Annotated in this window: 15 protein-coding genes and 1 other RNA gene; 8 read left to right on the top strand and 8 right to left on the bottom strand. The window is 51.1% G+C overall.

What is annotated here, in order from left to right; genetic code table 11:
• The first annotated feature begins 2 nt into the window (after positions 1-2).
• Positions 3-1052 carry a Fic family protein gene (locus OGV38_RS11270; protein ID WP_286473316.1) on the top strand — a complete coding sequence of 350 codons (1050 nt, stop codon included), beginning with the start codon at positions 3-5 and terminating at the stop codon, positions 1050-1052.
• On the opposite strand, the gene OGV38_RS11265 is transcribed toward OGV38_RS11270, so the two are convergent.
• The 8 genes from OGV38_RS11265 to garD form a co-directional block, all read right to left on the bottom strand.
• Complete coding sequence (locus OGV38_RS11265; RefSeq protein WP_003828620.1) at positions 1049-1822, bottom strand: DeoR/GlpR family DNA-binding transcription regulator; 774 nt, start codon at positions 1820-1822, stop codon at positions 1049-1051. The two genes, OGV38_RS11270 and OGV38_RS11265, sit on opposite strands and share 4 nt — an antisense overlap.
• Before the next feature lie 111 nt (positions 1823-1933).
• Entirely contained in the window at positions 1934-2977 is a 1044-nt protein-coding gene (gene gatD, locus OGV38_RS11260) for a galactitol-1-phosphate 5-dehydrogenase (protein ID WP_286473314.1), read from the bottom strand.
• 44 nt (positions 2978-3021) lie between these two features.
• Positions 3022-4395: a galactitol-specific PTS transporter subunit IIC gene (locus OGV38_RS11255; RefSeq protein WP_016154648.1), complete on the bottom strand. Its 1374-nt coding sequence runs from the start codon at positions 4393-4395 to the stop codon at positions 3022-3024.
• A 4-nt stretch (positions 4396-4399) separates the two neighbouring features.
• Positions 4400-4684, bottom strand: coding sequence for a PTS galactitol transporter subunit IIB (gatB, locus tag OGV38_RS11250; protein WP_200101013.1), 285 nt, complete (start codon positions 4682-4684; stop codon positions 4400-4402).
• 29 nt (positions 4685-4713) lie between these two features.
• Positions 4714-5178 (bottom strand): PTS galactitol transporter subunit IIA, encoded by a 465-nt coding sequence (gatA, locus tag OGV38_RS11245; RefSeq protein WP_286473313.1) that lies wholly within the window; start codon positions 5176-5178, stop codon positions 4714-4716.
• A 14-nt stretch (positions 5179-5192) separates the two neighbouring features.
• Entirely contained in the window at positions 5193-6464 is a 1272-nt protein-coding gene (gene gatZ / locus OGV38_RS11240) for a tagatose-bisphosphate aldolase subunit GatZ (protein WP_029139671.1), read from the bottom strand.
• A gap of 132 nt (positions 6465-6596) precedes the next feature.
• A complete protein-coding gene (locus tag OGV38_RS11235; protein WP_103284275.1) occupies positions 6597-7451 on the bottom strand; it encodes a tagatose bisphosphate family class II aldolase in 855 nt (284 codons plus the stop codon).
• Between the two features lie 177 nt (positions 7452-7628).
• Entirely contained in the window at positions 7629-9200 is a 1572-nt protein-coding gene (garD, locus tag OGV38_RS11230; protein ID WP_016154637.1) for a galactarate dehydratase, read from the bottom strand.
• A gap of 403 nt (positions 9201-9603) precedes the next feature.
• On the opposite strand from garD, the gene garP reads away from it, so the two are divergent.
• From garP to OGV38_RS11195, 7 genes are all read left to right on the top strand, one after another.
• The gene (garP, locus tag OGV38_RS11225) at positions 9604-10938 is read left to right on the top strand and encodes a galactarate/glucarate/glycerate transporter GarP (RefSeq protein ID WP_286473312.1); all 1335 of its coding nucleotides are present in this window, start codon (positions 9604-9606) and stop codon (positions 10936-10938) included.
• Positions 10939-10953: 15 nt separating this feature from the next.
• Positions 10954-11724: a 2-dehydro-3-deoxyglucarate aldolase gene (gene garL / locus OGV38_RS11220; RefSeq protein ID WP_005131731.1), complete on the top strand. Its 771-nt coding sequence runs from the start codon at positions 10954-10956 to the stop codon at positions 11722-11724.
• A 30-nt stretch (positions 11725-11754) separates the two neighbouring features.
• A complete protein-coding gene (gene garR / locus OGV38_RS11215; protein WP_016154635.1) occupies positions 11755-12645 on the top strand; it encodes a 2-hydroxy-3-oxopropionate reductase in 891 nt (296 codons plus the stop codon).
• A 65-nt stretch (positions 12646-12710) separates the two neighbouring features.
• Positions 12711-13856 (top strand): glycerate 2-kinase, encoded by a 1146-nt coding sequence (gene garK / locus OGV38_RS11210; protein ID WP_032931837.1) that lies wholly within the window; start codon positions 12711-12713, stop codon positions 13854-13856.
• 32 nt (positions 13857-13888) lie between these two features.
• Positions 13889-14265: RNase P RNA component class A (rnpB, locus tag OGV38_RS11205), an RNA gene on the top strand.
• Between the two features lie 289 nt (positions 14266-14554).
• Positions 14555-15004 carry a hypothetical protein gene (locus tag OGV38_RS11200; RefSeq protein WP_286473310.1) on the top strand — a complete coding sequence of 150 codons (450 nt, stop codon included), beginning with the start codon at positions 14555-14557 and terminating at the stop codon, positions 15002-15004.
• Positions 15005-15087: 83 nt separating this feature from the next.
• A protein-coding gene (locus OGV38_RS11195) for an IS3 family transposase (RefSeq protein WP_117086587.1) occupies positions 15088-16295 on the top strand; the annotation gives its coding sequence in 2 pieces (ribosomal slippage) (positions 15088-15409 and positions 15409-16295; 1209 coding nt in all).
• Positions 16296-16332 lie beyond the last annotated feature (37 nt).

Raw genomic sequence — 16332 nt, 5'->3', positions numbered from 1 at the left:
CAGTGAGCACCTACCAACCACCTTTCGTCATCACTCCATTGATCCTCAATCAAGTCATTGAAATTGGGGAGTTGATGGGGAATTGGGCGGCGATGGCTGGTAGGGCATCTCCTCTTTTGCGCAAAGAGAATCGTATTCGCACTATTCAGGCCTCTTTAGCGATTGAGCATAATTCGTTGACTACGGAACAAGTCACCGCTCTGATGGAGGGGAAACGTATTCTGGCTCCGGCTAAAGATATACAGGAAGTCAGAAATGCGATTCTGGCCTATGAAAAAATGTCAGAGTGGAAAAGTGAAAGACTCTCCGATCTTTTACAGGCACATCAAATCCTGATGATGGGGCTTGTCGATAACCCGGGTCAATTGCGATCCGGCAATGTCGGTGTTTACAGGGAGAAACAGCTTATCCATATGGCCCCACCGGCGTCACAAGTTCTTCGATTGATGAATGACCTACTGGGCTGGTTAAAAACGACAGAGCTCCACCCACTGATTGCTGGTGCTATTTTCCATTATGAATTTGAATTCATTCATCCTTTTGCCGACGGCAATGGACGGATGGGCCGGTTGTGGCAGACATTAATCCTCCGTGAGTGGCGATCGGAATTGGCGTGGTTACCAGTAGAGACACTGATCCACTACCAACAGGATCGCTACTACCAGGTGTTAGGGCAGTGCGATCGGCAAAGTAGCTGCACGCCATTTATAGAATTTATCCTTGAAAACATCATCTTTGCTTTGCAAGAGGGATTGGGGAAATCATCAGCCCTGTCAGAAGAAATGTCGGAAGAAATGTCGGAAGAAATGTCGGAAGAAATGTCGGAAGAAATGTCGGAAGAAATGTCGGAAGAAATGTCGCCTGATTTACTGGATATTGAAAAACGCATACTACAAATCTTGTCGAATCAGCCAGGCAGATCCGCCAAAAGTATCGCTGATGAGTGTGAAATCTCAGCCCGAACTGTAGAACGCTATCTGAAAGCGTTGCAGCTAAAAGGCAAACTGCAACGCGTTGGCGCGACGAAAGGGGGGCTATGGAGGGTAATTTAAACGACCAGCAGTTCAACCCCTGTTTTGGCCAGCGCTGATTTATCCTGTTTGCTGATACTGTCGTCGGTTATTACGCAGTTAATCTTCTCCATTGGAAGTACCTGATTAAAACCTCGTCGGTTAAATTTTGTTGCATCCAGTACGGCAATAACCTTATGTGCCGCAGCAGCCATCACGCTACTAATCGAATAGCCTTCGTTGAATGTCGTTATACCATTAGTGGCATCAATCCCGTCGGCGCCAACGAACATCAGGTCTGCGCTTATCCCTTGAAGGGAACGTTCAGCGATAGTGCCATGCATTGAATGAGTTTTGTGACGCACCGTGCCGCCGCAGACGACCAGCGTAATGTCTTTGTTTTCCGATAATGTAAACGCAGCGGGCAGGCTATTGGTAATAACTGTGATATTACTTTTTCGGTTTAGCGCCTCAGCGATCAGTAAGGTAGTGCTTCCGCTATCCAGAATCACGGTCATTCCTTCCTCGACCATTGCCGTTGCAGCCTGAGCGATCCGCTTTTTGGGATCGCTGGCAAGCTGATACCGGTCTTCTAATAATACTTCCTGATTGTCACCTTCAGCCAGATGGCTTCCTGGTTTTGCCGCACCGCCATGAAAACGGGTGACCAGACCCTTCTCTTCTAATAACCGCAGGTCAGCGCGAATGGTTACTTCAGAAATACCAAAGGTATTCGAAAGATCCATTACCAGTACGCTACCCTGCGTATTAATCAGGTCGACAATTTTATTCCTTCTCTCAAATGAGTTCATATTGATTTGCCTGATAATTTGACTGCCACTAGTTTAATCGAAGGATTGCGAAAGGTGAACGCTAAATTTCGAAAGTAAATGTGAGCCAGCGCAGGTTGCTGGCTCGTTGGGTCAGGAGAGTTTGAGCAGAATTTTCCCCTGCATCGGCGCGCCATTGAGTGACTTGACGGCGCTGGCAAAGCTGTCGGCATCACCACTGTGGGCAATTAACGGCTCAAGCTGTAAGCGTTTCTCCGTGAGTAAACGGGCAGCGGTTTCCCACTCTTCTCCAGGCCATGGGCTGGAATAGTTCATCCAACTGCCAAGGATGGTTAACTCTTTACGCAATATTTGCCCAAAAACACCTGAAGCTAGCGCCAGATCGTGATGCAGCGTACCGACTAATGCCAGTTGAGCGCGAGGTCCGGCAATTTCGATCGACAGAGTAACAGTTTGTGGGGTTCCCGCGGTCTCCAGGATGAGTTGGTCAAATTGAATGTTCTCCAGACCGGAGTGGATCTTGGTCGTACTCATCTCCCGACTGTTAAACACATAGGTTGCACCCAGTTCTTTTGCTAACGCCAGCTTCTGCGGGTTGATATCAATCGCCGTGATGCTTTTTGCGCCGAGTTCGCGAGCACATTGCATTGCCAGTAAACCGATAGTACCTGCACCAACGATGATCACGTTTTTGCCTTCGCATCCCTGAGCGAGGTGAAAAGCATGCAGGCCAACGGTAATGGGCTCAATGAATGCGCCATCATCAATCGGCATTTCTGAAGGCAGGCGGAACAGGTTGGCGCGTTTTACCACCACATATTCTGCATTGCCGCCTTCGCTGCGCGATCCGACAAACTGATATTGCTTACACAATGAGAAATATCCACGCTCGCACTGAGGACAGTGGAAGCAGGGGAGCAGCGGTACGCAGGCAACGGCATCTCCGGGTTGTAGATCGGTTACGCCCGCGCCGTAAGACTCAACATAGCCACTGAACTCATGCCCAAGTGTGATTGGATAATAGTGAGTGCCATGATTGAAGACTCGGGGAATATCTGAGCCGCAAAGCCCTGAACTGACCACCTTGACCAGTACATCTTCATCAGTTTGTAGTTGTGGTATGGGACGTTCTTCAACGCGTACGTCGCCCTCAGCGTGAATAACCACTGATTTCATAAGTGTCTCCAGAAAAGTGAAGGGGAGCAAATGCTCCCCAGAAATTAAGATGCGGTCTGGCTTTCTGTTATGGCTGCCGCTTTTTCAGCCGCCACGAAATTACGCGCCCGACGCCAGGTCAGCAGTACACCCAACAGGTAAATAGCACCGATAATGATGAAACCCACCACGTTCTGCCAGGTGAAGAGCTGGATTAGCAGCCAGGTGATTGGGGAACCGCCCTGGTCCATTGAAGCCACCATGCCACCAGCTTTCAATGCGCCCGCATTGGCGGCTAGCTGGGTATGTAAACCAATGGTTTGCGTGGCTATCCACAGGGTGATACCCATGATGATGACGCCGGAGATCAGCGTGCGGAAAAGGTTTCCCTGATGAACGGCTACCGCCATGGCGACAAAGAAACCAATGGTCGCGAGATCGCCGAATGGCAGAACCTGGTTTCCTGGTACCAGAACGGCAATCAGAATGGTCAGCGGGATAAAGATAAGACTGGCGGAAACCACTGACGTATGGCCGAGCAGTAGCGCAGGATCCAGGCCAATCAAGAACTCTTGGCCACCAAATTTTGCCTGCAGGCGCTTGCGAGCATGCTTTGCAATGGGAGTGAGTCCATCCATAATCGGTTTAATGACGCGCGGCATGAGCAACATAACGGCAGCTGTTTTCACCGCCAGTTGGAGCACAGCTTTAACGTCATACCCTGCCAGCATGCCGATCACTAACCCCATCACAAAACCGACGGTGACGGGTTCTCCGAAGGGGCCGAAGCGTTTTTGTACATCATCCGCACTGAAATGAATCCGGTTCAGACCTGGGATTTTTTCAATGATCGTATCAACCAGGACCGCTATCGGGCCCAGATATGCCGAGGAACCATGTGGAATGGCGATGCCTTCCAGACCAAAAAAGTCGCGCGTGTCTTTGGCAAACCAGTCGCCCAGTTTGTAGACGAAGGCGGCATGAACAACCACACCGAGGATGCCCAACCAGTATGAACCGGTCGCCAGATGCAACATGGCGCCGGTAAACGTCATATGCCAGATATTCCAGATGTCGACATTCACCACACGGGTCATGCGGGTAACCAGCATCAGGATATTCACCCCAATGGCGACAGGAATCGCAATTAACGCAATTTGCGAAGCCCAGGTCATCGGTGATGAACCAGGCCAGCCGACATCGATGACGTGCAGGTTGATTTGAAACTGTTCTGCCATTGCTTTTGCGGCAGGTCCAATAGAGTCCAGCATCAGGCCGATTACCAGGCCGATGCCGACAAACCCAATCCCGATATGCAGACCAGATTTAAAACAATCCCCGAGCTTCATTCCCAGCAATTTTGAGAAGATGATGATCACTAACGGCAGCATAACCGTTGGACCTAAATCGAGGATATAACGCATTATTTCGCTAAACATGGCGTTACCCCACGAGGATGGTCAGGATTTTTTGCTGCAATGCTTCGATACCCACGCCTGAGACAAAAGGCATGCCGTGAACCACCGGGATATCGCCAAATGTACGGTCAACGCGAGCCGTGGTACAAATGAGGTCTGCGCCGTCCATATAGGTTTCGATTTCTGTTACACGACACTGAACCAGGTCGAGTTGTATATTGTTGGTTTCACAGAGTTCTTTAATTTCTTCCGCAGCCATTGTTGAAGTTGCTACAGCACCGCCACAGGCCACAATTACTTTACGTTTCATAGGGTATTCCTTTTATTATCAGTTTGTTATCAAATCTGAGCGCAGAGCTCAGACTCAAGGATTTTTTCCCGAAAGAGCATTGCCAGTTCTGCATCGGGCGCATTCAGTAATGCTTCAATGGTGTTCGGGTTTTGTAGCTCACTAAACAGACGACGCAGGAGCTTCAGTTGTGCCGTCGGGTTCTCAACGATTAAGGCGATAATTAAAGAGACTGCGATCTCTTCATCATCATCCGCTTGTTGAAAGTTGACCGGTGTATCCGGGCGAATCAGATAGATAGCAGGAGATTTAGCATGAACAGCTTCACAATGTGGAATCGCAACGGCATGACGTTCCAGCGCTATTCCAGTTGGAAAGGTTGCTTCACGCTCAATCAGGGCCTGCGGGTAACTTTCGTGCACGACCCCTTTGGCCAGAATCTCCTCCCCAATATGTGTCAGCGCATGCTGACACGAGCTAAAGTTGATTCCTGTTCGGACAAAAAGTTGGCTCATATATTCTCCTGATTTCAGGCAAGTGCTGGTGCGCAACCAAAGCGATAGGCGCGCAGAACGTCCTGAATTTTGTCGATAATCAGATTGTGTGGCGTCGCGGTTAACGTTCCTTCAGACAGACGCTCAAATTGCACGGGCATAAACTGGCTAATTAGCCCCAGTGGTAAAGCGACGTCATTAAGATTGGTTATTAATTTCTCTACGCTTTGACGAATGCGGGGATGCGGCCAGTAGTAACGAATACGGTCGGAGAGACTGAAGTGAATATCAACCATCGCCTGACTCCAGGTTGGGCGATAGTATTTTTTCCAGTAGTCCGGTTCATTCAACATAACTTCGTCAATCACTTCCAATACCCGGCTTCTTTGCTCCGGAGATACCAGTTCATTTTCCATTTGCGCAAGGGCAAAAATAGCTTCACGCAGAGCGAAGGTGAGTGCTGGACCTACTTTCAAAATCGCATAGTGATCGCGTACCAGCGCACGGTATGCCTGGCGGGTTTGATAATCGGTAGAATGCGCTTCGTAGACCATTGGGGTCTCTTTGATCCAGGCGGAAAGCGCTTTTGCAGCTTGTGGCTGATAGTGAATAATTTGAGTGTGATCGAATTCGACGCCGGGCTGGACCACAATGGCGATTACGCGCGTTAACGCTTCTTCAAGCCCTAATGCACTGAAGGCAACCTGATGGGTTTCCAGTGTCCGGGCGGCATCTTCTTCGCGTGTGACATGAACGGTACCGATGGTGGTGGCTTCTCCACCAGGTACGGGAACTTCAGTGCCAATCACGTAAGTCAGTTGGCGTTTCTGTTCTTCGGTTGCTGTTGATTCTGCTGCCTGGCAAAGTATGGCTGCTCGCTGAGCAACAACCATCGGGTCTAGCGGTGTCGGATCGTCAGCGCAGGACATTGAAGCATCAAGATGGATTTTGCTGAATCCTGCGGCGACGTAAGCTTTAATCAAGGCTACGGATTTCTCCATCGCTTCTGCCGCTACTTCATTTTGCCAGCAGTTAGGGCCGAGGTGATCGCCCCCCAGGATCAGTCTTTCTCGAGGGAAGCCAATTTCTTGTGCGATGCCATAGACAAAATCACGGAAATCGGCGGGTTTCATCCCGGTATAGCCACCAAACTGATTAACCTGATTAGACGTTGCTTCGATCAGAACTTTACTGTCCGTATTGAGATCAAAGCGTAATGCGGATTCAATGACCAACGGATGTGCTGAACAAACAGAACAAATACCTAAATGTTCACCTGCTTTATGACGAGAGATTATTTCTTTCACTTCTATCTCCGATATCTTTTGTTTATCTTCATAATATTTTTGGATTGAAGGCAAAGGGTAAAAGCAGCTTTCGTGATCCAGCTTTAAAACAGACCTTTGCCAGAATTCATACAATTCATATTAATCAGTTGCTTATAGTTTTCCTTCGCAACCGCAGTCGGCAATGACTTTACGTACCACTTCTTTCATGGCGGCTTTTGCTGGCATCATGTAATGCCGTGGGTCATTCGCATTGGTATGTGTACTCAGATAGGTTTTGAGTGCGCCAGAAAAGGCGATTTTGAGTTCGGTAGCGACGTTGACTTTGCAGATCCCTAAAGAGATGGCGCGCTTAATATCATGTGCTGGCAGGCCGGATGCGCCATGTAGAACCAGTGGAATATCAACGGACTGACGAATTTCTGTTAGCCGTTCAAAATCCAGTTTAGGTTCAGTGCTATACAGACCATGAGCCGTGCCAATCGCGACCGCCAGTGAGTCGATACCGGTTTTTTCCACGAACTCCCGAGCCTGTTCTGGGTGGGTATAAAGCGCATCTTTTCCGTCCACGATTAGGTCATCTTCTTGTCCACCCAACCGTCCCAGCTCAGCTTCAACGCTAACGTCATAGCGATGGCAGTAATCTGTTACGTGTTTAACTAACGCAATGTTGTCGACAAACGGCAGATGGGAACCATCGATCATGACGGAGCGAATACCAGTAGCGACTTTCTCTTCAATATCGGTGGCGCTTTCATGGTGATCGAGATGGATGGCGAGAGGATGGTTCCAGCATCTTGCCAGTTCACTGGCGATTGCAACGATATTACCGACACCGGCATAGCTAAAAGTGCCAGGCGTGCCGGCGACGATCAACGGAGAGCGTAGTTCGGCTGCTGTTTCCACGACAACCTGTAAGGTCTCCAGGTTGTGAATGTTAAACGCCGGTACGGCATAGCCTTCTCGCTGTGCCTTCTTCAGCATCATTTTGCTTGAGATGATAAACATACTTCCTCCGAAGTCTTTCGATTGCTTTCTTCGAAATAAAGTATAGGGTTTCGTAACGTTTTTTTGTGATTTCGATCTGATAAATGAAAGTTTCGAAAGAAAAGGGAGGGTTGCGAAAGTATATGGCGAAAAAAAAGCATGCCAGAAGGCATGCTCATGAAGAAAAAACGTGGATAATCAGGTCACTGGCGCCGGGTTAAACACCGCCAGTTGGTTATGCAGTCCCCATTGATCCGAGAAGGTTTTCTTACGCCCGCTGGCGACGTCGAGAATAAACTCGAACAGTTTCAGACCCACGTCTTCAATGGTTTCTTCGCCGGTGGCGATGGTGCCTGCGTTGATGTCCATCAGGTCAAACCAACGGTTGGCCAGCTCGGTACGGGTCGCCATTTTTATCACCGGCACGGCCATCAGGCCGTACGGCGTACCGCGACCGGTGGTGAACACCTGCACGGTGATCCCGGAAGCGACCTGCTGCGTACCGCAGACAAAATCACTGGCGGGTGTAGCCGCGTAAATCAGGCCGCGTTTGGTTGGGCGTTGACCCGGCGACAAGACTTCGACAATCGCGCTCTTGCCAGACTTGGCAATAGAACCCAGCGCTTTTTCCACCACGTTTGCCAGACCGCCTTTCTTGTTGCCTGGAGAAGGGTTGGCGCTGCGATCCGTTTTGCCCATATCAAGGTAGTTATCGTACCAGGCCATCTCTTCAAGCAGGCGTTTACCTACTTCTTCGTTAATCGCACGTGGGGTCAGAAGATGGATGGCATCGCGCACTTCGGTAACCTCAGAGAACATTACAGTGGCGCCGCAGCGTACTAACAGGTCGGAGGCATAACCGACCGCCGGGTTGGCCGTCACGCCTGAAAACGCATCACTGCCGCCGCACTGCATGCCGACCACCAGTTCTGACGCCGGGCAGGTTTCACGCTGGCGTTGATTGAGTTTTGCCAGATGGCGTTCGGCCACCTGCAAAATATCGGCAACCATCGATTGAAAGCCAACGTGTTTTTCATCCTGCAGGCTGACGATGCTGGCGCTGTCGACCGGAATACTTTTCACATCGTGCGTGCCTTCCAGCAGGCGCTCTGGCTGCAGTTTTTCGCAGCCGAGTCCAATGACCATCACTTCACCGCCAAAGTTCGGGTTTAGCGCAATATTGTGAATGGTACGAATCGGCACGATGGCGGCTGGGGCATTAATCGCCACGCCGCAGCCGTACAGATGATTGAGTCCGACCACGCCGTCAACGTTCGGGTATTTGGGCAGCAGATCGCGCTCAATGATTTTCACTACATAATCCACCACGCCCGCCACGCAGTGCACGCTGGTGGAAATACCGAGCAGATTCTTGGTGCCGACACTACCGTCCGCATTGCGATAACCTTCGAAGGTGTAACCCTCAAGAGGCGGCAGCGGCTCTGGCACTTTGGTTGCCAGCGGCAGCGTCTCCAGCGGCGGGGCCTTGGGTAGCTCAACCATTGATTCATCAATCCAGCTGCCGCGTGGGATATCGCGAACGGCATAGCCTATCACTTCGCCATAACGCACGATTTCGCCGCGAACAGGAATATCCAAGAGCGCCACTTTATGTCCCTGAGGAATATGTTCAATGAGTTCCAGTCCGTCTGGAAAACGCGTCCCAGCTTTCAGACCATTGTCATTGACAATTATCGCCACATTATCTGTTTCGTGAACTTTAATATAAAACGCCGTTGGCGATTCTTGTCTGATTTCGATGTCGGCCATTGTCCAGTATTCTCCAACAAGGTGGTGATAATAGTGTGGATATTTATATTTTGAATCTAATTATAAGTAATAAAGATTCGGTATCGTGAAATAAGAATGTCAGGAGTTTATCGCCAAGAATGTGATGATGATCACTTAAACTCAGCAAGGCCGCCCCACCAGGGGTAGCAATACGTAAATGTGTGCATTAGCGCCCATGCATGTGTGCATGTGCCCAAAACATTATTTTAATAACGCATGTTTAATGAGCGCTTGCACAATGATTAACGTTGCGCTGCTGATTATACTAAATCACGGTTTCATAGCGTCTGATAAATTATTATGCGTTCTTATTATCAGTAATTTATCACCAGGAATATCTACCCAATAATAATAAAAATTTAATGTACCCGAGGTAATTAGAATGATTCTGGATACAGTTGTCGAGAAAAAGAAAGGCACGCACACCCGTTACTTAATATTGCTGATAATATTTATCGTTACAGCCGTTAACTATGCGGACCGTGCAACGCTGTCAATTGCCGGCACGGAAGTGGCGAAAGAGTTACAGCTCAGTGCCATCTCTATGGGGTGCATTTTCTCCGCTTTCGGCTGGGCTTACCTGTTAATGCAAATCCCCGGCGGCTGGCTGCTGGATAAGTTCGGTTCAAAGAAAGTCTACACCTACAGCCTGTTCTTCTGGTCGCTGTTTACCTTCCTGCAGGGCTTTGTAGACATGTTCCCGCTGGCCTGGGCGGGTATTTCAATGTTCATCATGCGCTTTATGCTGGGCTTCTCGGAAGCGCCGTCCTTCCCGGCGAATGCCCGTATCGTGGCGGCCTGGTTCCCGACGAAAGAGCGCGGTACGGCGTCCGCAATTTTTAACTCCGCACAGTATTTCTCTCTGGCGCTGTTTTCGCCGCTGCTGGGCTGGCTGACCTTCGCCTGGGGCTGGGAACATGTCTTTACCGTGATGGGCGTGATTGGTTTTGTGCTCACCGGGCTGTGGGTAAAGTTTATTCATAACCCAACCGATCACCCGCGTATGTCGCAAGAAGAGCTGAAGTTTATCTCTGAAAACGGCGCGGTCGTGGATATGGACCATAAAAAGCCGGGTGATGTGAAGTCAGGCGGTCCTAAATTGCATTATATCAAGCAGTTGCTCACTAACCGTATGATGCTCGGCGTGTTCTTCGGACAGTATTTTATCAACACAATTACCTGGTTTTTCCTCACCTGGTTCCCGATTTACCTGGTACAGGAAAAAGGCATGTCGATCCTGAAAGTGGGCCTGGTGGCTTCGATTCCTGCGCTGTGCGGATTTGCCGGTGGCGTACTCGGCGGCGTGTTCTCTGATTATCTGATTAAACGTGGCTTCAGCATCACTCTGGCACGTAAGCTGCCGATTGTGCTCGGAATGCTGCTCGCCTCGACCATTATTCTGTGTAACTACACCGATAACACCACCCTGGTGGTGGCACTGATGGCGCTGGCGTTCTTCGGTAAAGGCTTCGGAGCGCTGGGGTGGCCGGTGATTTCCGATACTGCGCCGAAAGAGATTGTCGGTCTGTGCGGTGGGGTATTTAACGTATTTGGCAATGTGGCTTCCATCGTCACCCCGCTGGTGATTGGGTATCTGGTGAGCGAGCTGCACTCATTTAATGCTGCGCTGATGTTTGTAGGGTGCTCGGCGCTGATGGCAATGGTTTGCTACCTGTTTATTGTCGGTGACATTAAACGTATGGAATTGCAGAAATAAACAAAGGTGTAAGCGATGAATAACACGATTTTTCCGAATAAGTTTAAAGCGGCTCTCGCGGCGCAACAGATTCAGATTGGCTGCTGGTCTGCATTAGCCAGCCCAATCAGTACCGAAGTTTTAGGCCTGGCGGGTTTTGACTGGCTGGTGCTGGACGGCGAACACGCGCCGAACGACATATCGACGTTTATCCCGCAATTGATGGCGCTGAAAGGCAGCGCCAGCGCGCCGGTAGTGCGCGTACCGACCAACGAGCCGGTAATTATCAAACGCCTGCTGGATATCGGATTTTACAACTTCCTGATCCCGTTCGTGGAGACGGAGGAAGAGGCGGTGAACGCCGTGGCGTCGACCCGCTATCCGCCGGAAGGTATTCGCGGTGTGTCCGTATCCCATCGCGCCAATATGTTTGGCACCGTACCGGACTATTTTGCGCAGTCGAATAAGAACATCACCATCATCGTGCAGATCGAAAGTCAGCAGGGCGTTGATAACGTTGACGCAATCGCGGCGACAGAAGGCGTCGACGGGGTCTTCGTCGGCCCAAGCGATCTGGCTGCGGCGTTAGGCCACCTCGGCAATGCATCACACCCTGATGTGCAGAAAGCTATCCAGCACATTTTTGCCCGCGCGAAAGCACACGGCAAACCAAGCGGCATTCTGGCCCCGGTAGAGGCGGATGCGCGTCGTTATCTGGAGTGGGGCGCGACGTTTGTTGCCGTTGGCAGCGATCTTGGCGTGTTCCGTTCAGCCACGCAAAAATTGGCTGATTCTTTTAAGAAATAACCACCCTCGACAGTAGAGAGAGATAAAGACATGACAATGAAAGTTGGTTTTATTGGCCTCGGTATTATGGGTAAACCAATGAGTAAAAACCTCCTCAAGGCAGGTTACTCGCTGGTGGTTGCTGACCGTAACCCGGAATCCATTGCGGAAGTAATTGCCGCAGGCGCAGAAACCGCCGCTACGGCGAAAGATATTGCCGAGCAGTGCGATGTGATCATCACCATGCTGCCGAATTCTCCGCATGTGAAAGAAGTGGCGCTGGGAGAGGGCGGCATTATTGAAGGGGCGAAACCGGGGACAGTGCTGATCGACATGAGCTCCATCGCGCCGTTAGCCAGCCGTGAAATCAGCGACGCGCTGAAAGCGAAAGGCGTGGATATGCTGGACGCGCCAGTAAGCGGCGGCGAACCGAAAGCTATCGACGGTACTCTGTCGGTGATGGTTGGCGGTGATAAAGCGATTTTTGACAAATATTACGATCTGATGAAAGCTATGGCAGGTTCCGTGGTACATACCGGTGATATCGGCGCGGGTAACGTCACCAAGCTGGCGAATCAGGTGATTGTGGCGCTGAACATTGCGGCAATGTCGGAAGCGCTGACGCTGGCGACCAAAGCGGGCGTAAACCCGGATCTGGTGTATCAGGCGATCCGTGGTGGGCTGGCGGGAAGCACCGTACTGGATGCGAAAGCGCCGATGGTTATGGACAGAAACTTTAAGCCGGGTTTCCGTATCGACCTGCATATTAAAGATCTGGCGAACGCGCTGGATACCTCTCATGGCGTTGGCGCTCAGTTACCGCTGACTGCTGCAGTCATGGAGATGATGCAGGCGCTACGCGCTGATGGGCTGGGCACCGCCGATCATAGCGCACTCGCATGCTACTACGAAAAACTGGCGAAAGTGGAAGTCACTCGCTAACAAGAAGGGCGCGGATGCGCGCCCTGTATTTCTTGCCTTGCGCGGCACTGTCAGGCTACATAACTATGAAAATCGTAATTGCCCCAGACTCTTATAAAGAAAGCCTTTCTGCCACCGAGGTAGCTCAGGCAATAGAAAAAGGATTTCGGGAAATTTTCCCCGATGCGCAATATGTTTCTGTCCCGGTTGCCGATGGCGGTGAAGGAACGGTCGAAGCCATGATTGCCGCTACGCAGGGGAGTGAACATTCAGCGTGGGTGACAGGGCCGCTGGGCGAAAAAGTGAATGCCTGCTGGGGCATGTCTGGAGATGGTAAAACCGCGTTTATCGAAATGGCGGCAGCCAGCGGTCTGGCGTTAGTTCCTCCTGAAAAGCGTAACCCGTTAGTCACCACGTCGCGTGGCACCGGGGAGTTGATTTTGCAGGCGCTGGATAGCGGTGCGCAGAGCATCATTATTGGTATTGGCGGCAGTGCGACCAACGACGGCGGCGCGGGTATGGTGCAGGCGCTGGGGGCGAAACTCTGCGACGCCAACGGGACAGAGATTGGCAACGGTGGTGGAAGCCTGGAGAGTCTGAACACCATCGATATATCGGGCCTGGATCCGCGCTTAAAAACCTGCTCAATTCGCGTGGCCTGCGATGTGACTAATCCACTTACCGGCGATACTGGCGCTTCGCGCATTTTTGGCCCGCAGAAAGGGGCGACGGAAGAACGCATTATCGAACTGGACCGCAATCTGTCTCACTATGCCGACATCATTAAAAAATCGCTGCGGGTTGATGTGAAAGACGTTCCTGGCTCTGGTGCGGCTGGCGGAATGGGCGCCGCATTAATGGCTTTTTTAGGTGCGGAGTTGCGCAGTGGTATTGAGATTGTGACCCAGGCGCTCAATCTGGAAGAGCATATTCATGACTGTACGCTGGTGGTGACCGGAGAAGGGCGGATTGACAGCCAGAGCATTCACGGCAAAGTGCCGGTGGGTGTGGCGAATGTCGCGAAGAAGTACCACAAGCCGGTAATTGGTATTGGCGGCAGCCTGACGCGCGATGTGGAGGTGGTGCATCAATATGGTATCGATGCGGTGTTTAGCGTATTAACCACCATCAGCACGCTGGAAGAGGCCTTTCGTGGGGCATTTGATAATATTTATCGCGCTTCAAGAAACATCGCCGCCACGTTGGCGATAGGAATGCGCAGTGCGGGGTGACAATGCCCCGCAAACCCTCTATACTGCGCGCCGAAGCTGACCAGACAGTCGCCGCTTCGTCGTCGTCCTCTTCGGGGGAGACGGGCGGAGGGGAGGAAAGTCCGGGCTCCATAGGGCAGGGTGCCAGGTAACGCCTGGGGGGGAAACCCACGACCAGTGCAACAGAGAGCAAACCGCCGATGGCCCACGCAAGTGGGATCAGGTAAGGGTGAAAGGGTGCGGTAAGAGCGCACCGCGCGGCTGGTAACAGTCCGTGGCACGGTAAACTCCACCCGGAGCAAGGCCAAATAGGGGTTCACAAGGTACGGCCCGTACTGAACCCGGGTAGGCTGCTTGAGCCAGTGAGCGATTGCTGGCCTAGATGAATGACTGTCCACGACAGAACCCGGCTTATCGGTCAGCTTCAACTTCTTCTAAAACAATACGTTGGTGTGTCTCAGGCCTTAATAGGTGAAAATGTGACACAGACTGTGATACAAACGAGACATACCAACGGTTGTTCCATCCCGAATATTATTAAGCGTGGCAATCGCTACTGCCTTCATTTCAGGCTATCTACAGGCCGATTCTTTCGCATGTCTTTGGGTAGCGATTCAGCCAACAGAGCAAGATTTATATCTTCTCGCCTCTCTATGTTTATTTCTCTTGTAAAATCGTCCAAGATGGAACCAACGCTATTAATGGATATAGTGCAGAAAATGAAGAAGTTAGAGCAAGATGATATTGATAAGTATTTGCTTGAAATTCAGGCAGGTTTTTATGCCGCAGCGAAAAAAATCCCCTCTACAGTACGTAGTACCTTGCGAAAATCAGGTTCATTGGCCCGTGAAAAACGTATTGCGCTTGATGTTGGATTGCTACTTGATGGAACCTTCAAACAAGATGTTGAGCCGCTATCGACAGATTCAGTTATAGAACAACTTGGTAGCCAGTTTGATCTTACGGGTATGGAGGATGAAATCGATAATGTGGCTTCACAGTATGACCTCCTCTGGAGACACTATTGCGATGCACATATAGCCTTTATGGATCAGCGACATTCTGATTACCAACAGATTGTTAACTCCATGCGTCCAGACAACCACTATGCGCCTACCGTAGCCGATAAACCTGAAGAATCATTGGCCTCTGGGATTACTTTGATGTAGCCCCCTGAAACACCGGACAGTAGCTGTATCTCCAGATAAGAGATAGGCTTGAATATATGTCTAACACTAACGCCAATTTTGAGATGACCGGGATCCTGTTAGGGCAAGAAGTCCGTAAACGTAAAACTCCTCAGGAGAAGATCGCCATTATCCAGCAGACGATGGAGCCGGGTATGAATGTCTCCCATGTCGCCCGCCTGCATGGTATCCAGCCCAGCCTGCTGTTTAAGTGGAAGAAGCAATATCAGGAAGGCAGCCTCACCGCCGTTGCGGCTGGAGAGGAAGTCGTTCCTGCTTCTGAGCTTACTGCTGCTCTGAAGCAGGTCCGGGAGCTTCAGCGCCTTCTGGGCAAGAAGACGATGGAAGTTGAGATCCTGAAAGAAGCCGTGGAGTACGGTCAGTCGCGAAAATGGATAGCGCACGCGCCCTTGTTGCCAAAGGACGGGGAATAGCCATGGTCTGCCGGACCATGGGCGTGTCGCGTGCGCAACTGTCACTGCGGATTAACCGTTCTGCCGACTGGCAGGACAGGCGCTGTAACCGGCGTAATGAAGAAGCAGACGCAGAAATACTGTCGGCTATCCTCAACATTATCAGCGATATGCCGAGTTATGGTTATCGACGCGTGTGGGGCATCCTGCGCAAGCAACGTCGCACAGAGGGACAGCTACCTGTGAATGCCAAACGGCTTTACAGGATAATGCGTGAGCATAACCTGTTGTTGTTGCATCACAAACCAGAGCGACCGAAGCGTGAACATAAGGGCAAGATAGCGGTGGCAGAAAGCGATATGCGCTGGTGTTCAGATGGCTTCGAGTTCGGCTGCGACAACGGCGAAAAACTGCGGGTAACGTTCGCGCTGGACTGCTGCGACCGTGAGGCCATAGACTGGGCAGCAAGCACGGGAGGCTATGACAGTTCGACCGTGCAGGATGTGATGCTGAGGTCGGTGGAAAAGCGCTTCGGCGACAGGTTGCCCGACACAGCGGTGCAGTGGCTGACGGATAACGGTTCAGCGTATACCGCGTATGAAACGCGGAGGTTCGCGAGAGAGCTGAATCTGGAGCCCTGCACAACAGCGGTGAGCAGCCCGCAGAGTAATGGCATGGCCGAACGGTTCGTGAAAACGATGAAAGAAGACTATATCGCGTTCATGCCAAAACCGGATGTGAGAACAGCACTGCGAAACCTTGCAGTAGCGTTCACGCATTACAATGAAAACCACCCGCACAGCGCGCTGGGATATCACTCCCCGAGGGAATACCGGCGGCAGCGGACATCGTTAACTTAAGATACAAAAGCTGTTCGGAGATGGAGGGTCAAGATCA

Source organism: Citrobacter sp. Cb080 (assembly GCF_030334745.1).
In the GTDB taxonomy this organism is placed as follows: Bacteria; Pseudomonadota; Gammaproteobacteria; order Enterobacterales; family Enterobacteriaceae; genus Citrobacter; species Citrobacter braakii.
Note: the sequence above shows the minus strand (reverse complement) of the source record. Positions and strands in the feature narration are given on the sequence as shown.